Source organism: Bacteroides sp. HMSC067B03 (assembly GCF_001811315.1).
GTDB lineage: Bacteria > Bacteroidota > Bacteroidia > Bacteroidales > Bacteroidaceae > Bacteroides > Bacteroides faecis.
This window is the reverse complement of the sequence record NZ_KV804312.1, coordinates 3021-7571: the sequence shown is the minus strand read 5'-3', so window position 1 is coordinate 7571 and position 4551 is coordinate 3021. Positions and strand designations below refer to the sequence as shown.

1 protein-coding gene is annotated in these 4551 nt (G+C 49.4%); it reads right to left on the bottom strand.

Annotated features, from left to right (window positions below; translation table 11 throughout):
• The coding region (locus HMPREF2794_RS07115; protein ID WP_070751246.1) for a hypothetical protein at positions 1 to 4551 on the bottom strand (4551 nt) is incomplete at both ends.

Here is a 4551-nt window from a genome sequence, read left to right as displayed (position 1 = left end):
CACCCACATTATCCAGTGTGACTTCGGGATAATAGGGTTCTCCGCCATACGCTTCCGCATTAAACCAGTCGATGATCTTGATATAAGCGTCGATTATGGTGCTGACGGTCAGACCTTCGAAGCCGTTCCGGATCGCTTCTATATCCGAGTTCTCGATGACTTCATCCAGCAGATAGTTCCCGGTAAGTACGGGCTTCTCTACCTGATTACCGTTTTCATCCAGTCCCCCGATACCGAGCTGCAGGATTTCCAGCACTTCCGAACCGTTCCCGATGAAATCACGGTTTGTGATACGGATATGGCGGAATACGACATTACCTTCCTGCGAATCGATTATGTCGCGGATCATCTTTACAACGTCGATAAGCGGGCAGTTTTCCACGCGCAGTGTAGTGATGTTCGGCATGGATTCAACAACAATGCCTGTGTCCGCGTTCAGCCCCTTATAGCTCAACTTATCGAGGTTCATCAACTTGAACTGTGTCATGGTGGTCGGCAGTTCCGCATATTGAACCGGACAACCGCCTACAAAATTGATGATCTGCAGGGAACTGCCGTATGCCAACAGGCGCAAAAGGCGTGTTGCCCCGGTCAGGTCAAGAGATACCAGCTTTTTGAAGTTCTCAACGTTCAGGAGTCTCATGTACGGTTTCTCACCAAGCGGGAGGTCTGTGACGCTATTGTTGGCATATCCTTCGCGTTTGCTGCCGAACACCAGTTCCTCGACACGGATCAACGTAGTGAAGTCCTTTGCCTGTGTACCGTCGATGTTGACAGTGCTCAAATCACCCAAAGATTTGATCTTCGATGCACCGATGATATAGATCGCGCTCGATGAGTTTGAACCGTCGAAATGGAATGTCACCTTTGAGCCGTCTTCTTCCGCCCATGCCCCCTGTTGTGCGGCTGGCGTATTGAAGCCCGCCCACAATTTCCATTGCTCGCTTGCGGTCACTTCGATATTGATGTCCTCACCGATGGCGCGGAACATGCACATATTATCCGCCTTCAGGATCGTGCTGACACCGAAATAAGCGTCAAGGAAGTCATAACGGGCAGACACATAGTAATGGCGGTAAGGGATACCCATACCGGAGATCACGTTGAACGCCTGACCGCCCGGATTGGTGATATACTTCGCCACGGAATCACGGCAGGCGACGATCGCAGGGATCAAGAGGTGGTCTTTTTCTTCCGATTCACGCAGAACAGCTTCGTAGGAGAAAGCGGACTCGCCACCCGGAAGGCGCGATGTGCGGATTTTCTCCGCGGTCGCTGCAAGTCCGACCTGATCATAACGCCACATGCCTTGCCAAACGACGCTCATACGTCCGGCAAATACGTTTTCCCCCTCCATGACGCTGTCAAGCATCACGTTATACGGAAGTTTGAAGATACCGGAATTATTCTTTCCGTTCGTACTGTCAGAATCATAATCGTGGTTCATGTACCAACGGTAAATACCGTCCGGGCAGAGGTACAAAGCCCACATGCTGTTTTTCGATAACTGGTCGACGCCTGAATGATACAGGATACGGACTAGGTATGCGCGGAAAGAAGCCACGCTGCAATACTTGTCCATTTCCTCAACCAGCTTCCGGTATCGGTTTTCGAGCGTATCGCTGACCTGTGCCCCGTTGATACTGATTTTGCCGCCTGCCATACGGTTCTTCGGGTTACATGAATACACCCATTCGCAGAACTGTTTCCAGTGGTACGGTGTCTTCTTTCCAAGCGCATAGGCAAGGTTCATGCCGTCATCGTCCGGTGTACGGAATTCAAAGAACATCGTCCATTTGGGAACAAGGCTTTCCGTTGACAGTTCCGCACCGTACAAGCCTTTCACCCACTTGCTGTGCGTCGACTGCATGGTCATGAAGTTATCGATATCATCGAAGATGCACATACCTTCATAATCAAGCATTTCAACACATTCAACCGGATTCAGGACACGTCCGGTAACGACCGTTTTCTTGCCGTTGAAAGAGATTGTTCCGGTAGTGTTCTTCCATGCCCCGTCGACGTATTCCATGAACTTGTACGAAGCGTCCGTCGATTTGGAAAGCATGTAGATCGTATCCTGATCGTAGTCGTCAGCATGGGACATGAAATAGGATTCCGTCACGTCCGGAAGGTCGGTGAAGTCGCCATAACTCAAACAGTCGGCATTGTAGCCGGGAACATCCTTGAAGCCGAAAGTCGGTGGATTTCCCTTGTCAATGTTCCAGTCACCGCGACACCAAAAGTACGCGTCATTGATATTTCCGGTATCCGACTTGAAGACAAGCACACTGTTACCGTCAATACTTGTACGCAAGTCCAGCGTGTTGTTTTCATCCGCATAGTACGCGTTCTGCGCTGGGGTCATATATTCCTCGCCCAAAGCCTTCTGCATATCGTTATTGATACGGGAAATCGGGGTGTTTACCTTGTCGGGTGATGCATAGTTGACCTTCAGACAAACCTTGTCGAATGGAATAGTCTCACCACGCAAAATGATTTTCTTGTTTGCAATCGCGTCGAGCAAAGCCTGCGGAGCCCGTTCCGGATACATTGCGCGGATAGTTGCCTTTTTCAGCTTGTATTTCCGGTTTTTATAGGTCGGATAGAAGGCGGATGTCGTTCCCTGATTGGTCGTTTCCACGTTCTCGATAATAAGGCTCATACCTTTGTCCTTGCAGAACAGGTACAGGTCTGTATATATCTTGGTGGACGTATCCGTTACGTTGTCAAGCGTTTCAAGTTTATAATCCCCGTGCGGCATTTCCACCAGACAGTCACACATTTCAAGTGCTTTGTTCAGGTCGATTTTATTGTCGGTTAGGATATCGTTCTTTCTGTTCAAAGCGATCATTTCGTCCGTATCGGACTTGCCGATTACAAACTCGTCATTGATCTGTTCGTCCGCCATTTCCTTTTCCCAAGAAAGCAAGCGGTACATGTACAGTTCCCCGGCTGTTCCGGAGAAGCTGATTTGTTCGGACTGTTTGATCGCGCTTTGTCCTGCCGTATATTTGGATGCGCCAATCAGGTCACCGTCACAATATAGCTTGATATAGCCTTTGCCGTCCTCTTCCGCATTTGCCTTTTCAATGACAAAGGCAAACTCGTAGATGTCGCCCGGCTTGAAATACCGTTCAATCAGTTCAGTTCCGAGTGCTTTGAAGTACACGCATTTTGAAGTGATACGCCACCCGATTTGGTTTGCTTCGTCCCAGCATGACACGACGTTCGCGTCAGGATCGGCAGCGTTCTGCGTTTTTATCTTGATGATGGTAGTCGATCCGGTCTGCTCAATATTGGTACGGTTATAGGGACGATAAGTACACAATGCGGTGGCATCATCCGAAACCTTGAACGCTTTTCCTTCGGTCTTGTCAGCGACAAAGGCATTCGTGGAATAGTTGAATCCGGTCTGCTTCATTTCATAAAGTCCGTACAGCCATGACTTGTCCTGATCCGAATTGTCCTTGTCTGCCGGATTGAAACAAATCATATAGCTGGAGTCACCATTGATGTCTATGACGGAACTGTTAACGGAGTACTCGATCGTATTGCTTTCTCCGGCTCCGCATTTGCCGTAAATACCCAGCACGTTCCTGATATTGTCCGCAATCGTAAAACCGTCGACACGGGTGGACAGGTTGAATGTACTGTTACGTCCTACTGATACGGTAGTCAGCACCGTATCGGTTTCACTGTTGTCTCCGGTAGAGGTATTGGTAACTTTCGCGACCTTGTGTATTTCGACATGGGCATCGGTAGCGACATGGCTGGGATCATAGCACGCCACTTCGATGTTCAGGTTTGCATACTTCCTGACTGACCATGCCGTTTCCGTTTCTTCGGAATGCGCAAGCGCGACGACAGGCATAAGACTTGACGGGTTGACAATCATCACATCAAAGAACTGGTAGTTCGACCATACACCCGATTCCACGTCCTGTGCGACAATCCTGACAGTATATGCACCATGTTTCAGTCCCAAAGACGAAACGTTGATTTGCAAGTCCTGTGAGCGTGTGGAAGCCACGCTGGTTTGTGAGATCAGCTTCCATTCGTCGCCTATTTTGATATGTGCCGTAACGGTTGACTTATTGGCGGAGGACAGTTTGAACACGTCCGTCATGGTGATGAGTCCCGAACCTTCCTGCAATGTTTTGTACAAAGCCCATACACGGGAAAGTTTCAGGTTTACAGCCGTGACGCTGATTGTCTTCTGCGCGGTGTTTCCCCCGTCATCGGTGGCAACGACCACAAACTTGCGGTTCATCGCTTCGCTGAAATAGCTTTTAACGGGAATCACAAAAGTGTAGTCCGTATCTGACGGGGAACTTTCCCGGTTCACGTTGAACGTTTCAAGCGTTTCCCCCGTTGACTTGTCTTTCAGTTGCAGGGTTTCGATATTGTTGTATGAAACCATTTCACCCGATCCGGTACGTGACAGGATTGCAAGCCTAATTGTCAGGTCGTCAGTTCCGAGTGCGGCATACAGGGAGGTCTTTTGCGGATAGATATACACGATTGTCCCGGCAACGTCCCCACCGCCAC